Origin of the sequence: Nonomuraea helvata, from assembly GCF_039535785.1 — a bacterium.
GTDB lineage: Bacteria > Actinomycetota > Actinomycetes > Streptosporangiales > Streptosporangiaceae > Nonomuraea > Nonomuraea helvata.
Map to the genome: position 1 here is coordinate 2,461,137 of NZ_BAAAXV010000001.1, position 18,246 is coordinate 2,479,382.

The 18,246-nt window shown below is 68.0% G+C and carries 16 protein-coding genes; 3 read left to right on the forward strand and 13 right to left on the reverse strand.

What is annotated here, in order from left to right:
* Nucleotides 1-2 precede the first annotated feature (2 nt).
* The gene (locus ABD830_RS11355; protein ID WP_344987665.1) at nucleotides 3-842 is read right to left on the reverse strand and encodes a LysR family transcriptional regulator; all 840 of its coding nucleotides are present in this window, start codon (nucleotides 840-842) and stop codon (nucleotides 3-5) included.
* Between the two features lie 88 nt (nucleotides 843-930).
* Between ABD830_RS11355 and metE the strand changes: the two genes are divergently transcribed.
* On the forward strand, nucleotides 931-3,135 hold the full coding sequence (gene metE / locus ABD830_RS11360) for a 5-methyltetrahydropteroyltriglutamate--homocysteine S-methyltransferase (RefSeq protein WP_344986600.1): 2,205 nt from the start codon (nucleotides 931-933) through the stop codon (nucleotides 3,133-3,135).
* Here the strand turns inward: metE and ABD830_RS11365 are convergent.
* The 3 genes from ABD830_RS11365 to ABD830_RS11375 form a co-directional block, all read right to left on the reverse strand.
* Nucleotides 3,130-3,687, reverse strand: coding sequence for a GNAT family N-acetyltransferase (locus tag ABD830_RS11365; RefSeq protein ID WP_344986602.1), 558 nt, complete (start codon nucleotides 3,685-3,687; stop codon nucleotides 3,130-3,132). The genes metE and ABD830_RS11365 overlap by 6 nt on opposite strands.
* A gap of 78 nt (nucleotides 3,688-3,765) precedes the next feature.
* Nucleotides 3,766-4,578 (reverse strand): ABC transporter permease, encoded by an 813-nt coding sequence (locus tag ABD830_RS11370; RefSeq protein ID WP_344986603.1) that lies wholly within the window; start codon nucleotides 4,576-4,578, stop codon nucleotides 3,766-3,768.
* The gene (locus ABD830_RS11375; protein WP_344986604.1) at nucleotides 4,575-5,519 is read right to left on the reverse strand and encodes an ATP-binding cassette domain-containing protein; all 945 of its coding nucleotides are present in this window, start codon (nucleotides 5,517-5,519) and stop codon (nucleotides 4,575-4,577) included. The genes ABD830_RS11370 and ABD830_RS11375 overlap by 4 nt, the downstream gene beginning before the upstream one ends.
* An 85-nt stretch (nucleotides 5,520-5,604) precedes the next feature.
* On the opposite strand from ABD830_RS11375, the gene ABD830_RS11380 reads away from it, so the two are divergent.
* On the forward strand, nucleotides 5,605-6,594 hold the full coding sequence (locus ABD830_RS11380; RefSeq protein WP_344986606.1) for a TetR/AcrR family transcriptional regulator: 990 nt from the start codon (nucleotides 5,605-5,607) through the stop codon (nucleotides 6,592-6,594).
* Nucleotides 6,595-6,634: 40 nt separating this feature from the next.
* On the opposite strand, the gene ABD830_RS11385 is transcribed toward ABD830_RS11380, so the two are convergent.
* The gene (locus ABD830_RS11385) at nucleotides 6,635-7,624 is read right to left on the reverse strand and encodes a S66 peptidase family protein (RefSeq protein WP_344986607.1); all 990 of its coding nucleotides are present in this window, start codon (nucleotides 7,622-7,624) and stop codon (nucleotides 6,635-6,637) included.
* Between the two features lie 395 nt (nucleotides 7,625-8,019).
* Here ABD830_RS11385 and ABD830_RS11390 point away from each other — a divergent pair, with 395 nt between their 5' ends.
* Nucleotides 8,020-9,621, forward strand: a complete 1,602-nt coding sequence (locus tag ABD830_RS11390; protein WP_344986608.1) for a cellulase family glycosylhydrolase — start codon at nucleotides 8,020-8,022, stop codon at nucleotides 9,619-9,621.
* A 153-nt stretch (nucleotides 9,622-9,774) separates the two neighbouring features.
* Here the strand turns inward: ABD830_RS11390 and ABD830_RS11395 are convergent, their stop codons facing one another.
* The 8 genes from ABD830_RS11395 to ngcE form a co-directional block, all read right to left on the reverse strand.
* Nucleotides 9,775-11,238, reverse strand: a complete 1,464-nt coding sequence (locus ABD830_RS11395) for an RICIN domain-containing protein (RefSeq protein WP_344986609.1) — start codon at nucleotides 11,236-11,238, stop codon at nucleotides 9,775-9,777.
* Nucleotides 11,239-11,417: 179 nt separating this feature from the next.
* On the reverse strand, nucleotides 11,418-11,555 hold the full coding sequence (locus tag ABD830_RS11400) for an RICIN domain-containing protein (RefSeq protein WP_344986610.1): 138 nt from the start codon (nucleotides 11,553-11,555) through the stop codon (nucleotides 11,418-11,420).
* A 33-nt stretch (nucleotides 11,556-11,588) separates the two neighbouring features.
* Nucleotides 11,589-11,882 (reverse strand): DNA-binding protein, encoded by a 294-nt coding sequence (locus tag ABD830_RS11405; protein ID WP_344986611.1) that lies wholly within the window; start codon nucleotides 11,880-11,882, stop codon nucleotides 11,589-11,591.
* A gap of 483 nt (nucleotides 11,883-12,365) precedes the next feature.
* On the reverse strand, nucleotides 12,366-13,232 hold the full coding sequence (locus tag ABD830_RS11410; RefSeq protein ID WP_344986612.1) for a phosphotransferase family protein: 867 nt from the start codon (nucleotides 13,230-13,232) through the stop codon (nucleotides 12,366-12,368).
* A 37-nt stretch (nucleotides 13,233-13,269) separates the two neighbouring features.
* Nucleotides 13,270-14,178, reverse strand: coding sequence for a carbohydrate ABC transporter permease (locus ABD830_RS11415; RefSeq protein ID WP_344986613.1), 909 nt, complete (start codon nucleotides 14,176-14,178; stop codon nucleotides 13,270-13,272).
* A gap of 100 nt (nucleotides 14,179-14,278) precedes the next feature.
* A complete protein-coding gene (gene iscB, locus ABD830_RS11420; protein WP_344986615.1) occupies nucleotides 14,279-15,586 on the reverse strand; it encodes an RNA-guided endonuclease IscB in 1,308 nt (435 codons plus the stop codon).
* 325 nt (nucleotides 15,587-15,911) lie between these two features.
* Nucleotides 15,912-16,823, reverse strand: a complete 912-nt coding sequence (locus ABD830_RS11425; RefSeq protein WP_344986617.1) for a carbohydrate ABC transporter permease — start codon at nucleotides 16,821-16,823, stop codon at nucleotides 15,912-15,914.
* Nucleotides 16,823-18,235: an N-acetylglucosamine/diacetylchitobiose ABC transporter substrate-binding protein gene (ngcE, locus tag ABD830_RS11430; protein ID WP_344986618.1), complete on the reverse strand. Its 1,413-nt coding sequence runs from the start codon at nucleotides 18,233-18,235 to the stop codon at nucleotides 16,823-16,825. Before ngcE ends, ABD830_RS11425 begins: the two co-directional genes overlap by 1 nt.
* Nucleotides 18,236-18,246: the final 11 nt, after the last annotated feature.

Sequence of the window (18,246 nt, forward strand, 5' to 3'; positions counted from 1 at the left end):
CGTCACCTGGTCCACAGGGCGTCCTGCACGGCCTGCACGAGTGCCATCAGCTCCGGCGTGACGCGCTCCTTCGACCAGGCCAGCGCGTACGTGATGCGCAGGTCGCCGGCGTCGAGCGGCACGAAGCGCACGTCGTCCCTCCTGACGGTCCTGACCAGCAGCTGCGGGATCGGCAGCAGCCCCGCCCCCGCGGCCACCAGGTCGAGCGCGGCGGCGAAGTCGTCGTCGGCCACCATGCGCGACCGCCCCGGCAGCCCCGGCCAGGGGCGCGTGCCCGGCGTGAGCAGCAGCTGACCGCCCAGCTCCTCCGGGGTGACCTTGGGCCTGGCCGCCAGCCGGTGGCCCACGGGAACGGCCAGGTGGTCGACCGTCACGTGAAACCTGGCCGCCGTCACAAACCGCGCGGGTGCAGGAGTGGCCAGGATCGCGGCCGAGACCTCGCCGCCCGCCAGCGCCTGCGCCGCGGTCCCGCGGCCCGCCGCGCGCAGCTCCACGCCGATCGCGGGAGTGCGGCCCGCCAGCCGCCTGACGATCCGCGCCGCCAGCGCGCCGACCATCGGTGGATAAGCGAGATGAATGGTCGGCCTGGCCAGTCGCGCGGACTCAGCCTCGAACGCCCGGACCGACTCGATCACCTGCTCCGCGTACGGCAGCAGCGCCTTGCCCTCCGCCGTGAGCCGCACGTCACGGGCGGTCCGCTCGAAGAGCCTGACCCCGGCCGCGCGCTCGAGCCTGGTGATGGCCTGGCTCATCGCGGGCTGGGACATCCCCAGGTCGGCGGCGGCCCGGGAAAAGCTGAGCCGTTCCGCGATCCTGGCGAAGCAGTGCATCTCCTTGAGCATAAGCAGCACGAATACATGATGCATGAGCTCCCGGGTGCTCGGCAGGATGCCTGCGATCACTCGAACGACGTCAAGGGAGCCGAGAGACATGTCCCCATTCCCCAAGTCCACCGTGCTCGGATATCCGAGGATCGGGCCGCGGAGGGAGTTGAAGCGGGCGCTGGAGTCGTACTGGGACGGGCGTTCGAGCCGGGCCGAGCTCGACCGGGTGGGCGCCGAGATCAGGGAGCGGACCTGGCGCAGGCTGGCCGAGCTGGGGCTCGAGGGGCTGCCGTCCAACACGTTCTCGCTGTACGACCAGGTGCTGGACACGGCGGTGCTGCTGGGGGCGGTGCCCGCGCGGTATCGCGAGGCCGCCGACCCCTACTTCGCGATGGCCAGGGGCACCGAGGGGCTGGCGCCGCTGCGGATGACGAAGTGGTTCGACACGAACTACCACTACATCGTCCCCGAGATCGGGCCCGACACCGTGTTCAAGCTGGACGCGGGCAAGCCGCTGGCCGAGGTGCGGGAGGCGCGGGCGCTGGGGTTCGAGACGCGGCCTGTGGTGGTGGGGCCGGTCACGTTCCTGCTGCTGGGGGCGGCGCTGGACCGCCTGGACGACGTGCTCGGCTGCTACGAGGAGCTGCTGTCCGCGCTGGCCGCCGAGGGCGTCGCGTGGGTGCAGCTCGACGAGCCCGCGCTGGTGGGCGACCGGACCGCCGACGAGCTGGCCGCCGTACTCGCCGCCTACTCCCGCCTCGGGTCCGTGAGCGACCGCCCCGGGCTCTTCGTCGCCTCCTACTTCGGCGACCTCGGCGAGGCCCTGCCCGTGCTTCATGAGACGCCGGTGGAGGCCATCGGCATCGACCTGGTACGGGGCGGCGTGCCCGCGCTCGACCTGTCCGGCAAGACCGTGGTCGCGGGCGTGGTGTCCGGGCGCGACGTGTGGCGGACCTCGCCCGAGCGGGCGCTGGCCGCCCTGGGCGCCGTGCGGGCCTCGGAGGTGGTGGTCAGCACGTCGTGCTCGCTGCTGCACGTGCCTTACGACGTGGCGGCCGAGCCGGAGCTCGACCCCGCGCTGAAGGAGCGGCTGGCGTTCGCGGAGCAGAAGGTGGCGGAGGTGGTGGCGCTCGCGCGCTCCCCGCTGCGGGACGCTCCTCCCGCCGAGCCCTCCGTGGCGCTGCCCGGTCCCGTGGTGCTGGAGGAGCGCGGCCCGTACGCGGTGCGGGCGGCCGCGCAGGCCGGGCACCTGCGGCTGCCCCCGCTCCCGATCACCACGATCGGCTCGTTCCCGCAGACCGGCTCGCTGCGCGCCGCCCGTGCCGCGGTCGCCTCGGGCACGCTGGCGCAGGCCGACTACGAACGGCAGGTCGAGGCCGAGATCGAGCGCGTCATCCGGGTCCAGGAGCGCCTCGGGCTGGACGTCCTCGTCCACGGGGAGCCGGAGCGCAACGACATGGTGCAGTACTTCGCCGAGCACCTCGACGGGTTCGCCGTCACCAGGAACGGCTGGGTCCAGTCGTACGGCTCCCGCTGCACCCGGCCGCCGATCCTGCACGGGGACATCCGCCGCCCCTCGCCGATCACGGTGCGGTGGGCCACGTACGCGCAGTCGCTCACGGACAAGCCGGTCAAGGGCATGCTCACCGGGCCTGTCACCATCGTGGCCTGGTCTTTCGTCCGCGACGACCTGCCACTGCGCGACGTCGTGTTCCAGGTGGCGGACGCCGTCAGGGAGGAGGTCCGCGACCTGGAGGCGGCCGGAGTGTCGATCATCCAGGTGGACGAGCCGGCCCTGCGCGAACTGCTCCCGCTCCGGCGGGCCGCGCAGGCCGACTACCTGGAATGGGCGGTGGCCGCGTACCGGCGGGCCACGTCGGGGGCGAGCGATCGCACGCAGATCCACACCCACCTCTGCTACTCGGACGCCGACCAGATCCTTGCCGCCATCGACGGGCTGGACGCGGACGTCACGACCATCGAATCGGCCCGCTCGGGTGCGCGGATCCTGGGAACGGTGGGCTCGTTCGGGCGCGGGCTCGGGCCCGGCGTGTACGACATCCACTCGCCCCGGGTGCCCGGCGCGGAGGAGGTCGCGGAGCTGTTGCGGCGCACGCTGGAGGTGCTGCCGGCGGAGCGGGTCTGGGTCAATCCGGACTGCGGGCTGAAGACGCGGACGTATGAGGAGGTGGAGGCCGCGCTGGCGAACGTGGTCACGGCCACGCGGCGGCTGCGCGAAGCTCCAGACGTCATAAGTTCGGACGTCATGCACGGCGTGACGGCTGCTTGCGGGGAGCTTCGGACGTCATGAGGCGGCGTGGCGTTCGGTGAACTCCTCGATCGTCATACCGAACAGGACCTCGTCGTCGTAACGGCCGTCGGCGTAGTGGCTCCTGCGCCGGCGGCCCTCCTCCACGAACCCCAGCCGCCGGTGCAGCGCCAGCGATGGCTCGTTGGAGCTGTAGACCCAGGCCTCGGCCTTCTGGAAGCGGCGCTCGAAGAACATGTACCTCAGGAGCAGGACGATGGCGTCGCCCGCGTAGCCCTTGCGGTGGTGCGGCGTCCCGATGCCGATCCCGTACGCGAAGGTGCCGTGCACGCGGTCGAGGCTGTGCGTGTTGATCATGCCGACCGGGACGTTCCCGTCCCGGGTGGCGATGACCAGGCGCACGTCATCCAGGCCCTGCGTCTGCTCGGCCAGCTCGGCGGCCCACTTCCTGGCCCGCGCCGCCGACTGCGGCGGGTGGAGCTGGTGACCGTTCCTGACGGCTTCGGAGTATTCGTCGAAGGAGTGGAACGCCTCCCAGTCCTCCGGCTCGATGGCCCGCAGCCGTACGCGCTCCCCTGTCCATGCCGAGGTCATGCCCCGCAGCAAACCACGCCGCCCCGGCCCCTCGCGAACGCTTTTCCCGCCCGCCCGCCCGCCAGTCGTCGGCGGCCCTCACCGCCCCCTGCGCATGAAGGCGCGGAGCGACAGCGGGACGAAGATCACCAGCAGCGCGGCCGACCAGAGCCGGACAGCGGTCACCGGATGCGCGAGTGGCCAGGCCATGTTTCCGGACGGGGCGCCCGGGTTGCCGAACAGCTCTCGCGAGGCGGCGGTGAGGGCGCTCACCGGGTTCCAGTCGGACAGGAAGCGCAGCCAGCCCGGCATGCCGTCGGTCGGGACGAACGAGTTGGACAGCATCGTGAACGGCAGGAACAGCGGCACCATCGCGTTGGCGATCTGATCGTTCTTCATCACCAGGCCCAGGTGGACGCCCACCCAGCTCAGCGCGTACCGCAGCAGCAGCATCAGGAGGAACGCCTCAGCCGTGGGGATCAGGCCGCGGTGCGGCCGCCAGCCCACCAGCAGGCCCGCCCCCACCATGACGGCCAGCAACGGCAGGCCGGCCAGGGAGTCTGCGCCGGTCTGACCGAACGGCACCGCCGACCGCGCCATCGGCATGGAGCGGAACCGGTCCATCACACCGCGGGCAGCGTCAGCGGCCACCCGCTGCGTGACCCCCATCGCCGCCGAGAAGGTCACCATCGAGAACAGCCCGGGCATGAGATATTCGCGGTAGTCTCCGCCGCCCGGCACCTGGATCGCGCTGCCGAAGACGTACCCGAACAGCACCACCATGACGACCGGGAACATCAGCGCGGCGATGAGTTCCCCGGGGTCCTGCCGCAGCCGTCCCAGCTCGCGACCGACCAGGGTCAGCCCGTCGGTGAACGTCCAGCGCAGGCGGCCACCTATGAGATCGGTCATCGGACACGCTCCTTCTGGTCGGTGAGGCGCAGGAACACCTCGTCGAGGGTGGGGCGGCGCAGCCGCACGTCGGCCGCGGCGACCCCGGCGCGGTCGAGCTCGCGCACGATGTCGGCGAGCCGGAAACCTCCGCCGGGCAGGGCGACGCTGAGCCGGTCGGCGCCTGCCGTCGTGGAATCGGTCCCGGTCAGGGCGTTCAGCACGGTCGCCGCCGGGCGCAGCCCGGCGGGGTCTTCGAGTACGACGTCGAGGCGGTCGCCGATGGTGGCCTTGAGCTCGTCGGGAGTACCCGTGGCGATCACCTGCCCATGGTCGATGACGGCGATGTCGTCGGCCAGCTGGTCGGCCTCGTCCAGATACTGCGTGGTGAGCAGCACCGTGGTGCCGTCGGCCACCAACTCCCGGACGCTGTCCCAGATCTCGCCGCGGCTGCGCGGGTCGAGGCCGGTGGTCGGCTCGTCCAGGAAGAGCACCTCGGGGCGCAGGATGAGGCAGGTGATCAGGTCGAGGCGACGCCGCATACCGCCGGAGTAGCCGGCGACCTGACGATCGGCGGCATCCATCAGACCGAAGCGTTCGAGCAGCTCGTCGGCCCGCCGGTGCGCCTCGCGCCGGGACAGGTGGTAGAGCCGCCCGAACATGCGCAGGTTTCCACGGCCGGTGAGCTTCTCGTCCACGGCGGCGTACTGGCCCGCGAGCCCGATCCTGGTCCGTACCTCGCCGGCCTGGCGGACGACGTCGTATCCGCAGATGCGGGCGTGCCCGACATCGGGATCGGACAAGGTCGCCAGGATGCGCACCGCGGTCGTCTTGCCCGCGCCGTTGGGCCCCAGCACGCCGCAGACCGTTCCTCTCGGAACGCTCAGGTCCAGCCCCCGCAGTGCCTGGGTGTCGCCGAAGGACTTGTACAGCCCCTCGGCGACCACGATCGGATCCGCCATGACCCCTCCACTGGGTACTTTGTACGCGGTTACGCCGGTCACACTAGATTACTGGGTACTATGTACGCAAGGAGGGGGTGGAACGGTGACGGACGCCGAGTACGTGAACATCTGGATGCGGCCCGAGCGCCCCGCCCGCGGGCCGAAGCCGGTCTACAGCCGCCGCCAGATCACCGAGGCGGCCGTCCGGATCGCCGACGCCGAGGGGCTGGAGGCCGCCACCATGCGACGGATCGCCGCCGAGATCGGCGCGGGCGCGATGTCCCTCTACCGGTACGTCCCCAGCCGCGACGACCTCATCGCGCTCGTCGCCGACCGGCTGCAGGGCGAGATCGACGTCACGGGCATGCCCTCCGACGACTGGCGCGCGGACCTGACGCGCTACGCCTACGGGGTGCGGGCAATGTGGCTGCGGCACCCGTGGATCTCCACGGTGCACCGGGCGCTCCACAGCTACGGCCCCAACCAGCTGCTCTTGGTCGAACGGGTGATGGGAGCCCTCGACGCCCACGTCTCCATCGACGAGAACCTCGCCTTCATGGCCCTTCTGAACGGCTACGTCGAGAGCGCCGTCCGCGAGGAGATCAGCTGGGCCGAGGAGGTCCGCCGCAGCGGGCTCAGCGAGCCGGAGTGGCTGGCGCGGAGCATCCCGCGCGTCCAGCAACTGCTGAAGAGCGGGAGGTACCCGATCTTCACCAAGATCGTGGTGCAGGGGCGCCAGCCCCGCCTGGGCCCCGAGGACCGGTTCCGGTACGGGCTGGAGCGCGTCCTCGACTGCATCGCCGCGGCCCTCCCGTCAACGGCCGAGCCTCCGGCGGAGGCCATCGGACCCGACCGGCTCACGGCGACGCAGCCCGGCCCGTTCAGCTCCATGCGTGACGAAACATCGGCCATGGCGGCCGCCGAGACACCCACTTGTGACGAAACATCGGTTGATCTCCCTTCAGCCCCCGGGTGCGCTGCCTGCGGCGGGGCCGTCCCCAAAACCACCACAGGACGGCCTCGCGAATACTGCTCACGCGCATGCCAGCAGCGCGCTTACCGCACCCGCAGAAGCGCTGGATCCTCAGGGTGACCTCTGGGGATCACGGCCAGGCGGCGAACGCCACGCCCCGTCAGTGTCGCCGCAGCGTCAAACTCGCCTCGCCATCCGCGACGGTGAGCTCTGCCTGGCCCCCGACCGGAAAGGTGGCCAGCGGGTCGGTGTGGCCGACGTCGATGTTGGCCAGCACCGGCAGTCCCGCCAGTGCCGGCTGGATGGCGACGATGTGTTCAAGCAGCGAGCGCGTCATACGGCTGGCCCGCTGGAAACGCCCGATCGCCAGCCCCCGCACGCCGGCGGCGTCGGGAAGCTGAAGCAGTGATGTCAGATTCCGGGCGAAGGTCACCGGAGGGGATTCGAGGTCGTCCTCGACGATCAGTATCGCGCCGTCGAGAGAGGGCATGTAAGCGGTGCCCTGCAGGAGGCTCAGGGTGCAGAGGTTCCCGCCCACGATCCTCCCCTCGGCCGTGCCAGGCTGGAGCGGCCACCATCCTTCGTTGGGGAACAGGTCACGCTTGTCCTGGTCGAGGAACCAGAGATCGTCGCTCCAATGGGCCGCCGGGCTCAAGGTGATCGGGTCGGAGCCGAACATGATCTCTGTGAACCATCGCAGGGTCGGCTCGAAGTGATCGCGCATCCCGAACGTCGACCAGTGCGGCCCCGAGTAGGTGACCAGCCCGGTACGGGCGAGGATGGCGTTCTGCAGGGCCGTGATGTCGGAGTACCCGCAGAGGATCTTCGGGTTGGCCCGGATGAGCTCCCAGTCCAGGTACGGCAGGAGCTCGTTGCAGTTGTAGCCGCCGATGACCGTCATGATCGCGGCTACCGACGGGTCCGCGAAAGCCTCGTGCAGATCGGCGACCCGGGAGGCGATGCTCGAGGAGTCGAAGGCGTCCCGCTCATCGACGTGGCGGCCGTAGGAGAGTGTGAGACCGAGCTCGGCGAACCGGGACTCGATGATCGCGGTGTGGTCGTGCTCCGTCACCATCGCGCGGGACCTGGCCGGCGCCACCACGCGTACGACGTCACCTCTGGTCAGCTTGGGCGGGAAGATTGCATCCATTGTCGGGAGCGTACCGGCGAGCGTCGATGGCCCGTGCATCCCGGTCGATACGGCTCTTCCTCCTCGCGTGTGTCTGACCTGTTGCATTTATATTTCCTGACTTCTAGAGTGTGCGTACCACAGCCTTCCTCCGCCGAAACTGTCGAAATACCTGTCGAAGCGCTTCGACTCCAATTCGACGACACTCAAGCCGTGCGAAGAACAGCACGTATTCGGTGTCGGCTTTCGCCGCGATCGTCGGCCCGATCTCGCGCCGCCGCGCCGGCTGACCGCCCTTCCGTGCCGCGCACCGTGCAATTCACAAGCTCGATGAGAAGAGTCCGCCACCGATCGACAGGTTCGGCTGGACGAAGCCTGCTCTCGGACACGCCAGGCCGAGAAGAGAGGAAATACGCATGGTTCCAACAGCAAGGAAGATCAGGGCCATTCTCCTGTCCGGCATGTTATCGGTCGCCCTAGCGGTGTCCGGCTTGACCGCGCATGCATCGGCCGGTGCCACGGCACAGCTCAACGCTGCGCAGATCATTACCGACATGGGCGCTGGCTGGAATCTGGGGAACCAACTGGAGGCCAACGCCGACGGATATCCCGGCGAAACGGCGTGGGGCAATCCGACCGTGACGCAGGCGCTCATCGACAAGGTGAAGGCGGCAGGCTTCAACACGATCCGGATCCCGGTCTCGTATTTGAGGTCCATAGGGCCCGGCCCGGACTACACGATCAGCTCTTCCTGGCTGAACAGAATTCAGGAAGTCGTCAACTATGCGTACAACCGGGGCATGTACGTGGTGCTCAACATTCATGGGGACGGCTACAAGACCATCCCCTACTCCTGGCTGATCTGCGATGCCGCCGATCAAACAACGATCAAGGCCAAGTACCAGAAGACCTGGCAGCAGATCGCGTCCAGGTTCCAGAATTACGACCAACACCTGATCTTCGAATCCATGAACGAAGAGTTCGACGGGCAGTACGGCAACCCCACCCAGCCGTGCTATTCAAACATCAACAGCTACAACCAGATCTTCGTGGACACCGCAAGAAGGTCCGGCGGAAACAACGGTTCACGATGGCTGCTGGTGCCCGGATGGAACACCAACATCGATTACACCACGGGGAACTACGGCTTCGTGATCCCGACGGACTCCTACCGGTCACCCACCATCCCCAGCGGTGAGCAGAGGATCATGATCTCCGTTCACTATTACGATCCCTGGGACTTCGCCGGGGAGGAGAACGGCACGATCACGCAGTGGGGACGGGCCGCGACCAACCCGTCAAGAAAATCCACCTGGGGACAGGAGGATTACATGGATGCGCAGTTGAAGAAGACGTATGACAAGTTCGCCGTGCGGGGATACCCGGTGGTCGTCGGCGAATACGGTTCGATCGACAAGTCATCCTTCGATTCGTCGAACAACAGGTACCGTGCGGACTTCGCGCGCACCATGGTGTCCACTGCCAAGAAGTACGGATCAGCCACTGTTTACTGGGACAACGGCGTCAACGGCCAATACGGTCTCGGGCTGTTCAACCGAAGCACCAACACGGTGACCCAACCGGGCATCATCAGCGCCATCATGAGCGCCCTCGGCGGCCCTGGGTCGGCCACCCGCTATGAGGCGGAAGTCTCGCCGGCGGTGTGCACCGGCACCATCGACTCCAACTGGTCGGGCTACTCAGGCACCGGATTCTGCAATGGCGACAACACGGTGGGTGCCTACGCTCAGTTCGCAGTCAACGCGAGCACGGCGGGCACCGCGACGCTGCGGGTCCAGTTCGCCAACGGTGCCGCGACCGCGCGGCCGGCTTCGCTGATCGTCAACGGCTCGACGGTGCAGACCCCGTCGTTCGAGGGCACCGGCGCGTGGACCACGTGGGTGGCCAAGACCTTGACCGTCACGCTGAACGCGGGCGGCAACACCATCAGGTTCAACCCCACGACGGCCGGCGGCCTGCCCAACATCGACTACCTCGAAGTCACACCGTCTTCGTAGCGGCGCATCACTTCCCACCGCTCCGCCCGGCGATCTCAACCCGGTGCCGTGGGGGAACGGGAAGCCCCCGTTCCCCCACGCTCCCCACCGCGGACATCCGCGCGCGGACCGCGCGGCAGAGGTCAGGCTGATGATGTTCAGGTGGACGGAGATCTATGCCGCGTTCCGCGTGAACTGCTGGTTCTGCCCGCTGCCGCAGGTGTACTGGATCAGGCGGGTGCCGTCGGTGGTGGAGTTGCTGGGGACGTCAAGGCATTTGCCGGAGTGGCGTGCGATGAGCCGGACCCGCCCGCTCCCTGCGTCCTGTGCCTGCCATTGCTGGTTCTGTGCGCCGCCGCACGTCCACTGGATGATCCTGGCGTTGTTGGCGGTCGAGGTCCCATCCACATCAAGGCATTTGCCGGAGTGCCCGGCGACGATCTGGTAGTAGCCGGTGCCGAGGTCCCGGAACTCCCAGCGCTGATTGCTGCCGCCGTTGCAGCTGTACTGGGCGATCTCGGCCCCGTCCGCCACAGACGCGCTGACCACGTCGACGCACTTGCCCGAGTGCGCTGCCGTGAGCGTGACCATTGCGGGAGTAGCGCCACCGTCGCCCCAGCCGTGCCTGAGGCGCTCGGCGCCGGTGGCGTTGCGAATGCTCAAGCTCAAGCTGGTGCCGCTGCCTTGGAGCGCGAACATGGAGTAATGGTCGTAGCCGTTCCCGCTGTCCTTTCCGCCGAGCGCCGGCCAGTAGACAGAACCCATGTGCAGGTCCCGCATGGAGTCGGTGTCCGCGCGGAAGTAGCGAACGAAGTTGTTGGTGCTGCCCGCGTCGTTGTAGTTCAGGCCGGAGTCCATCTCAGCACCGAACTCGGTCGTGACCGCTCGCGAGGCGCAGGTGCCCAGCCGTTCGCGGAAGCTCTGGACCCAGCCGGCGTAGTCCTTCTGGCCGTAGAAGAAGGCGTAGTGGTGATAGGAGAGCAGCGTTCCCGCGAGGCGGCTGTCGGCGCAGACCGGCCTGATGTCCTGGCTGAAACCGGTGCCGCCCACCAGGATCCGGCCCCTCGGAATCGACGAGCGGGCGTTGATCCACGAGGCGGCGAAGTTCGTCCACTCGGTAGTGCTGTAACCGTGGGGTTCGTTCATCGGCTCGAAGTAGACCAGGTCGTTGGAGCCGTACTGGGCGGTCACGGTGTTCCACATGGTATTGAAGGCGGCCGTGTCGGTTATCCGCCCGCCTGAGGCTGCGGCGTCCTCCCAGTAGGCGAGGATCACCTTGAACCCTCTGGCGGTGGCGGAGTCGATCGTGGCGCGGTAGGCGTTCCACCACGACGAACCGACGGTGTGGGTGTTGACGGGTAACCGTACGGTGTTGACGCCGAGCTGGCTCTCGAAGCCGTTGTAGACGGCGTCCGCCTTGGCTCGGACGGTCGCGTAGCTGTCCGATGTGGCGAGTCCGTGGAGGACGAGCAGGCCTTTGACAAAGTTGTCGCCGGGTACGGCCCAGTTCACGCCTCTGAACTGGCTGGTGTCCGCGCTGGCCGGCGGGGCGCCCGCGAGCGCGACTACCGGTACCAGGGCAAGTGTGCTCAGAACGCTGAGCAGGATTCGGCGGAGGAAGCGGGGGGGATTTGTCATTGTATTGCCCTATCTCGTGGGGCTTGTAGATTTCCGGCTTGAGCCGGACCATCGCTACCGCGCCACCCAGCACGGCCGGCGACGGCGATCTGTCTCCAAGAACGTATGTCACACCGGACGAGTCAGGAAGGTGAGGCAGGCCTGCGATAGCGGATTCACAGACCTGCCCTCCCGACGGGTCAGACCTGCCGGCGTGTGAAGCGTTGGTTGGCGTTGCCGCTGTAGGTGTATGGGGTGATGCGCGCGCCGTCGGCGGTGGAGTGCTGCCAGACGTCCATGGCGAGGCCGGATTGCCGGTTGACGAGGCACGCACCCATCCCCGACTTGGCGGGGCGCGAGATTGTCGTGATCTATACCGCTATCAGACGCACTCGATCACCGCAGAGCTTCGTCATGTCGTCGATGTCGGACGTGAGCATGACAACGGGCCGTCGTTGTCGTACGGCCATCTCCGCCACAACGGCGTCGATGGCGTACCTGTGGCCGTGCAACCCGGCTCCGACCAGCATCGCCGAGGCGGCTTTCGCCTCCTCTTCCCCAACGTGGACGATCCGTGTGCCGGACAGCAGCCACGCGAGCCGCGATCGGTCCGTTCGGTGACAGGCGGCCTCAATGATGGTGAGAGCGCTGATCACCACTTCCATCCCGCGGCATCGCGCTTCCGCGACCAAGGCGACAACAGACGGCTGGTCCGCGACCAACTTCGACAGTCCTTCGCAGTCGAGGACGAGAGTCCCCTCGTGCGTCAACCAGGACCCGCCACTCCCCCGCCTCGGAGAACACCTCGTCGAACACTTGGCGGGCACGCTCCTGCTCCTCCGCAGGCACGGGGCCGTTGCGGCGCGCGTAGTCGGCCAGATACTCGTCCAGTATCTGGCCACGCAGCTCGCGTTCCACGGCCGCGGCAATAAACGCGGAGAACTCCCGCTGCCCACGCGGCGGCGAATTGCCTCAGCTGTCCCTTCGGCCAAGGAGAGGCTCACCCGGGTCGAGGGTGCCTCGCCGATGCTGTACGAAGTCTCCGACATGGTTCCGGGATTATCAAAAGAGTAGGAAAACAAGCCAGGCGACGCGGTTCAGCGGGCCCACCCGGTGACAGGGCAACGGGCGGGTGGCCTTCGCGCAACCTACGCGAACGTCCAGGCCAGGTGGGCCAGGGCGGCGTCGGCGTAGTGGCGGGGGCCTGTGCTCAGGCCGTACGCCAGGTCCTCGATGAGCGCGCACCTCGCGTAGAAGAGCACCCTCGCCCGGTCGGCGTCGTCCAGGGGGAAGTCGTAGTGCGACAGCGTCGCCTCGAAGAACTCCGGGCCCAGGTCGCGGTAGATGCGGGCGAAGTCGTGGGACGGGTCCGTGATGGCGGCGTCGGTCCAGTCGATGATGCCGGTGATCGTGGCGGCCTCCGCGTCCACCAGCACGTGCTCGGCGCCCAGGTCGTTGTGGCAGAAGCGTAACGACCGGGGCTCGTCCGGCGGCGGCTCCTCGAAGAAGCGCTCCACCAGCGGGCGCTGCTTCTCCGGGACGTGGCTCTCCACGTCGCGGTAGTCGAGCTCGGCGTCCCGGAGGAGCGTCGGCGCCGGGTAGACGTCCAGTGGTGCCACCTCTCGCATCCTGGCGGTTGAGGCGCCGTGGAGGGCGGTGAGGAACTCGCCCAGGGGTTCTGCCAGACGCCGCAGGTCAGCGGCCCCGTGCCGCAGATCAGCGGCCGGGTGCCGGTTGAGGGGCTCGCCCGGGAGCTTGTGGTACGCGATCACGCCGGACTCGTCGTCGGCGAAGACCACTTCGGGGACCGGCAGCGGGGAGAGCTCCCTGAGGGCCGCCAGGCGGGCGACCTCCTGCCGGTTCTCGTCCGGGGTCGTCGCCTTGTTGCGCCGTACCAGCAGCTCGTCGTTGACCTCGTACACCATGTTGTCGAGGCCTTCGCCGAGCGGGCGGACGGAGCGCACCCGGTAGTCGGGGAGATGGCGCGACAGCAACGTGCGGATGTCGCCGTTCACACTCCGCAGGGTAAGCCTCCCGAGCCGGGCGCGCGAGCTATTTGAGGGCTCCCGAGGTCAGGCCGCTCTGGATCTGGCGCTGGAAGACCGTGTAGACCACCAGCATCGGGAGGATGGCCAGGGTCAGGGCGGCGAAGAGGGCGGACCAGTCCTGGTCGTATCCGGCGGCGGTGGAGATGTCGGCGATGCCCTGCGTGAGCACCCATTTGTCCCGCTCCTGGAGCAGCACCAGAGGCAGCTGGTACTGGTTCCACTGGCCCAGGATGTTGAAGATCGTGATGCTGATGATGCCCGGCCGCGCCATCGGGAGCATGATCTGGAAGAAGACCCTGGTGTGCGACGCGCCGTCCACCATCGCGGCCTCCCCGACGGCGGTGGGGAGCGTGCGGAAGAACGCCGACAGGAAGAAGACCGTGAACGGCATCGAGTACGCGATGTAGACCAGGACCAGGCCCGCGTGCGTGTTCAGGCCGATGAACGGGCCGACCACCGGCACGTTGCCCATGTTCTGGACGACGAAGAAGAGCGGGGTCAGGGCCAGGTAGACGGGGAAGGCCAGGCCCGAGACGAAGAGCAGGTAGATCGCCCGGTTGCCGCGGAAGGGATAGCGGGCCAGCACGTACGCGGCCATCGACCCGATCAGCATCGTCCCGAACGTACTGAACGACACGACGATGACGCTGTTGAGCATGTACTGCCCGATGTGCGCCTGCTCCCAGGCCCTGGCGAAGTTGTCCCAGTGCAGCGAGGCGGGCAGGGACCAGGCGTCGCCGAAGATCTCGTCCTCGCTCTTGACCGAGGCCAGGAACGTCCACAGGATCGGCACGATCACCAGCAGCGTCCAGATCAGCAGCGCGACGTGCGTCAGCACCCCGAGCGGGCCGAGCCGCCGCCTGCGCTCCTGGCGGGCGATCTTGCGCGAGTTCACCATCGTCCACGACGTCATCGAGCCTTCTCCGTGGACACGCCGGCCTTCAGGCCGGGCAGAGAACGGACCCCCGCGTAACGGGGTAGGGAAAGGCGGTTCGCCGCTAGGCGGGCCGCCATCAGGGTGCACAAGGGTGTTCTTCCTTCTTGGTCGTGTAGGTGTAGCCGTCCGCTCGCTGGAGCAGACGCAGATGCTTGTGTGAGGTCTTGACAGGACCGGTGGGGGTTTGCACGGTGTGGCTACCGGAGGTGCGGACGGCGACCCGGCCGGTGTGGGTTCCGGTGTGCTTGCCTTTCGGCACGATCGCGCGCACCAGGTCTCCGGTCTGATATCCGAAGATCAGCTTGGTCCGCGGCAGGCGCAGCCGCGGGAAGCCGAATGCGTCGGTGCGGGTGCGGCAGTAAGAGCCGCGGCCTGTGGCACCGACAATGAGCACCCGGCTGGGCCAAGAGGCCACGTGGTTGAGTTCTCCTACATGGAGGGCGTCCAGAGTGTGGGACTTGGGCGCGCCGGTGCGGCACCGGTTCCATTTGGTGCGGCCGCCGCTGCCACAGCGCACGGGCAGGCCGGTCGCCATCAACGCCTCGTACAGCGCCCAGCGGGTGGCGTTGACGGCGGCGGCATCTCGCAGCGGCGCCTTGGCCTGGGCGATCAGCCGGTCCAGGACCGCCGGGCGGCCTGCCAGGAACTCGGTGACCGGCATGCTGTTCTTGGCCTGGTTGCAGGACACGCATGCGACGGTCAGGTTGCTGATGCGGTTGGAGCCGCCTCGAGAGCGAGGCTGGATGTGGTCGATGTTCAACGGGGTGCAGCTTGCTCCGCAGTAGGCGCACGCCCGCCCCCATTTGGCCAGCAGATATTCGCGGACTTCATAACCGTGCAGCGTGCCGTGCTGATACTCGGCACCCTCCAGCGGCCTGCCCGCGGCCAGAGCGTGGGTGTCGAACCGCACGGTCTCCACATGGATCGCCCGTACGGGGGCCAGGCAGCGCAGCCGCGCCACCCAGCTCATCGCGGTGTTCAGCCGATGCCGCAGGCTTGGCGGCAACCAGCCTCGCGGCCGGGTGCGGTTGGCGAACCGAGGAGCGCGGTAGCGGAGGTTGCGCGAGCGCCTGCCGCGCCGGTGGGAGGCACGGGCTCCAAGCCTGTCGCGGATCTTGCCACCCCGGTGGTCGAGCTGGATGCCGTACAAGCCGTACCGGGTGCCGGTGTCGTTGCGGAACACAGTGATGCCGGTGTGCCTGCTGCCGGGGTCCAGGGCCACCTCTACGCCCTCGACCTCGGATTCCCCGGCAGTGCGGTCTTTCAATCGGATGGCGAAGGGGGTGTGCCGGACCACCACCGCACGCCCCGCCGCCAGAAACTTGCGGGCGCGGGCAGGGTGGCATGGATCCAGCGGCGTGCCGTCCGATGCCAGGACGAACACGCGGGGTGCGGTCTCACGACCGCGGGCTCCGCTTGCGCGGGTGACGCCGGCCGCGCCAGGTGAGGCGTGGCGGGTCTCCCCTCGACCATGTTGGGCACTCCGCTGCCCGAAGGCGTCCGCGTCCCGTTTCGTCCCTGCCCCGGGGTTGTCTGCTGACGCGGATTCCAGGGTCCGCCGCTGAGGAAGCACGGCGGAGTGGATCTGCTGACGTGTGTCCAACGTAGCCACCAAGGTCACCTCCTTGTGCGTGGTGGCTGGGTCTGTTCACTCCGGCCCGCCCTCGGATCAGTTAGAGAGGCCCCGGCCTTAACCAGGGAGCGAGTGATCAGTACTCGATTCGTTCGCGCCGCGAGAAGCGCAGAGACAGGATCGCGAAGCCGACGGTGAAGAAAAACATTACGACGCCCAGGGCGGAGGCGTACCCGAAGCGGAAGTACTGGAACGCGTTGCGGTAGATCTCGGCGGCCATGACCGTGGTCGACCAGTCCGGGCCGCCGTGCTGGTCGGTCATCACCCAGACGATCGCGAAGACGTCCAGCGCCAGGATCCCCAGATAGACCCAGGCCACCTGCACGGTGTCCCAGAGCAGCGGCAGCGTGATGCGGAAGAACAGGCTCACCCGTCCGGCCCCGTCGATCTGCGCGGCCTCGAACATGTCCCTGGGGATGGAGGCCAGGCCGGCGGAGAAGAGCACCACGTAGAAGCCGACCGCCTGCCAGACCATGACGCCCAGCACCGACCAGAACGCCACCCCGGGATCGGACAGGAACCCGATCGGCTTGACCCCGAGCGCCATCAGCGGCCCGTTCAGCATGCCGCTGCCGTCCGGCCGGAACACCTGCTGGAACAGCACCGCCACCACGGCCACGGCCAGGACCTGCGGGAAGAAGAACACCACGCGGTAGAACTTCGACCCGCGGATCCCCGACGTGCCCTGCGCGCCGCCCACGTTCAGGAGAAAGGCGAAGAACAGGGCGATGACGATCGTGATCAGCGGCAGCAGCACGAGCAGCGCGCCGTTGTGCGTGACGGCCTTCCAGAACGTCCCGTCGTCGAAGAGCCGCTTGAAGTTGTCCAGACCGATGAACGTGGGCGTCGCCGTCACGCCGCGCCAGTCGGTCATCGCGATGTAGAACGCCTGGATGTACGGCGAGATCACGTAGACCAGGTAGAGAATCACCGGGGCTGCCAGGAACGAGGTGATGAACAGCCCGCGGCGATACCTGTTGAAGATCATCAGCGCTTGTACTTCTTGATCGAGGAGTCCTTCTTGATCTCGTCGGCCTTCTTCTGCAGCCGCTCGAGATAGGCGTCCGGCTTGATGCCGCCGGTCATCAGCTCGCCGGTGGCGGCGATGGCCTCGTCCTTCAGCTGGGCGTACCAGGTCTGCCAGCGGTAGTAGACGACGTTCGTGCCCGCGGCGGCGAACGCCTTGGTCGCGCTCTCGGCGCCGGGCGACAGCTTCCGGCCCTCACCCGCGCCCTTGACCACCGAGACCGTCTTGACCATCTCGCTGAAGTCGCCGGCCGCCTTCTTCGACAGCATGGCACGCAGGTACTCCATGCCGCCCTGCGGGTTGGCGGACTTGGAGGGGACGATGAAGTTCTCGCTCGGCTGGCTGTGCAGCATGCCGTACGGCATCTTGTCGGAGCCGCCGAAGTCGGGGATCGGGAACATGCCGTACTCGAAGTCGGACGGCGTGGTGGTCTTCTGCTCGTTCTCCAGCCAGGAGCCGGAGGGCAGCATGGCGACCTTGTACTTGTTCTGGGCCGTCTGGGTCTGCACGTGGTCGAGGCCGGCAGTGCCCTCCATGAGGTACTTGGCGCCGATCTCGGCCCAGGCCGTGGCCGAGGCCTTCATGGCGTCGGTCTTCCAGGCGCCGTCCTCGAGGTTGTCGATGTTGACGAGGACCTCGGCGCCGCCGATCTTGGCGGCCATGGTGAGCAGCGGCTCGTAGAGGTACTGCGGGAACTTGCCGGCGTAGGTGAAGGGCGCCATCTTGCCGGACTTCTTGATGGTCTCGCAGAGCTTGAGGAACTCGTCCCAGGTCTTCGGGGCCTCCCAGCCGTTGTCGCGGAACGCCTTCTGCGAGTACCAGATGCCGAAGATGTAGTTCACGTACCCGAGCACGCTGAAGGTGCCGTCGTACGTGCCGAGGTCGATGACGGCCTGGTCGATGGTGTCCCTGACCTTGGTGTTCGGGTCGTCCCAGCTGGGCGCGTCGAGCAGCGGGGTGAGGTCCTGGAGCTGGCCGTCCTGGGCGAGCGCGCCGAAGTCCATGGCGTTGGCGCCGGAGTTGTCGATCACGTCCGGCGGGTTGCCGCCGGCGAAGCGCGGCTGGAGGACCTTGGTGATCTCCTTGGTCGCGTTGTGCTTGATCTCGACGTTCGGGTGCTTGCTCTTGAAGAGCGGCTGGTGGATGTTCTTGGCGTAGTCCTGGCCGAAGCCGCCGTCGAAGATCCACACCTCCAGCGGCTTGTTGTCCGCCATGCCGAACGGGTTGGCCGCGCTGGTCGCGACCGGCGCGGCCGAGGACGACGCGGACGGCTTGGCGGCGGGCGTGGCGCACGCGGCCAGCGCCCCTGCCACGGGTACGAGCGCGGCGCCGCGAAGGAGCTCACGACGGCTGATATGGGGGGTGTTAGGCATATGACTGCTCC

Coding starts and splice junctions, on each gene's coding strand:
- ABD830_RS11355 (WP_344987665.1), bottom strand. CDS start 842: ATGCTCAAGGAGATGCACTGCTTCGCCAGGATCGCGGAACGGCTCAGC.
- metE (WP_344986600.1), top strand. CDS start 931: ATGTCCCCATTCCCCAAGTCCACCGTGCTCGGATATCCGAGGATCGGG.
- ABD830_RS11365 (WP_344986602.1), bottom strand. CDS start 3,687: ATGACCTCGGCATGGACAGGGGAGCGCGTACGGCTGCGGGCCATCGAG.
- ABD830_RS11370 (WP_344986603.1), bottom strand. CDS start 4,578: ATGACCGATCTCATAGGTGGCCGCCTGCGCTGGACGTTCACCGACGGG.
- ABD830_RS11375 (WP_344986604.1), bottom strand. CDS start 5,519: ATGGCGGATCCGATCGTGGTCGCCGAGGGGCTGTACAAGTCCTTCGGC.
- ABD830_RS11385 (WP_344986607.1), bottom strand. CDS start 7,624: ATGGATGCAATCTTCCCGCCCAAGCTGACCAGAGGTGACGTCGTACGC.
- ABD830_RS11390 (WP_344986608.1), top strand. CDS start 8,020: ATGGTTCCAACAGCAAGGAAGATCAGGGCCATTCTCCTGTCCGGCATG.
- ABD830_RS11395 (WP_344986609.1), bottom strand. CDS start 11,238: ATGACAAATCCCCCCCGCTTCCTCCGCCGAATCCTGCTCAGCGTTCTG.
- ABD830_RS11400 (WP_344986610.1), bottom strand. CDS start 11,555: ATGGGTGCGTGCCTCGTCAACCGGCAATCCGGCCTCGCCATGGACGTC.
- ABD830_RS11405 (WP_344986611.1), bottom strand. CDS start 11,882: ATGGAAGTGGTGATCAGCGCTCTCACCATCATTGAGGCCGCCTGTCAC.
- ABD830_RS11415 (WP_344986613.1), bottom strand. CDS start 14,178: ATGACGTCGTGGACGATGGTGAACTCGCGCAAGATCGCCCGCCAGGAG.
- ABD830_RS11425 (WP_344986617.1), bottom strand. CDS start 16,823: ATGATCTTCAACAGGTATCGCCGCGGGCTGTTCATCACCTCGTTCCTG.
- ngcE (WP_344986618.1), bottom strand. CDS start 18,235: ATGCCTAACACCCCCCATATCAGCCGTCGTGAGCTCCTTCGCGGCGCC.